The sequence below is a fragment of the Leisingera sp. XS_AS12 genome (assembly GCF_041224635.1).
In the GTDB taxonomy this organism is placed as follows: domain Bacteria; phylum Pseudomonadota; class Alphaproteobacteria; order Rhodobacterales; family Rhodobacteraceae; genus Leisingera.
On the sequence record NZ_JBGFGM010000020.1, the window covers coordinates 1 to 940 of the forward strand.

A 940-nucleotide genomic window follows, 5' to 3' on the forward strand; every position below is an offset into this window, starting at 1 on the left:
CCCGACGCGTAGATCTCGACGCCCAGCGATTTGAGAAACGAATTTGTAGCACACATTGCGAAACGCACTCCCCATCATGAGATGGAGATCACTTCGCAGCCGAAGCCATCAGCAGCAACGTGGGGTCGAGACGCCGCTTACTGTGAGGTTTGGGTGCTGATCTATGACCGTTATACGAGACAGGAGTAGCTTCGCCTCGTCGGGGGTCATCTTCAAGAATGCCGTTCGAGCATCAGAAGTTACATCACTCTTTGAGCTTTCCGCCGCGGTAGATAGTAAATCGTATGCTGCATCTATGTCTGTCTTTGATGCCCCTTCACGTAGTCGCTCCATTGCTGAGTTCGGAGGGCAACTTGCTGTTGTAATCAGAACATATGTAGTTTTGCTCAGTTCGAAAATTCCATGCTGAGCCCCTTCCATCCAGATCAGCAGAGTCTTCCAAAGATCGACGCTTTTGTCACCCAAAGACTTTGGCTGCACGTGGTGCTTTGCCTGAATGAGGCAGTCTGCATAGTCTGCATTCTCAAAGGCGATATCATCGAATTTCTCAACGGAAATGATGGCATCTGGGTTGCGTCGTATGAGTTTCAAGCTTTTAAGCAAAGCCAATCTGCACTGGAATAAATACCCCGCCATAGAACCGCTGGCATTGTATTTTGAAAGCTTAGTCAATTGCCTGCCTCTTGTGGCGATCTCAACACAACAACCATTCAAGCAAAGGTTGATATTCGTCAAGGAATCTTGCTGCAGTTTACACCGGTGTCTTCAATCTTGCTGAATGTAAAGATACTCACTGACTAGATAGTGTCCCGGGAGTTGGTGTAACTTTGCTCTTCGGCCTTGGCTCGGCCGCAGTCACAGGGCGGCGATTGTCGCCGGGTCCATGGGGGCAGTGTCGCAAATGGCGGCGACGGTTTCCAGTGTCATGTAGCGCCGCGTG

The 940-nt window shown here is 50.2% G+C and carries 1 protein-coding gene; it reads right to left on the bottom strand.

The window, feature by feature from the left end; translation table 11 throughout:
• Nucleotides 1-108: 108 nt before the first annotated feature.
• Nucleotides 109-735: a hypothetical protein gene (locus AB9K35_RS00245; RefSeq protein ID WP_369923932.1), complete on the bottom strand. Its 627-nt coding sequence runs from the start codon at nucleotides 733-735 to the stop codon at nucleotides 109-111.
• Nucleotides 736-940: the final 205 nt, after the last annotated feature.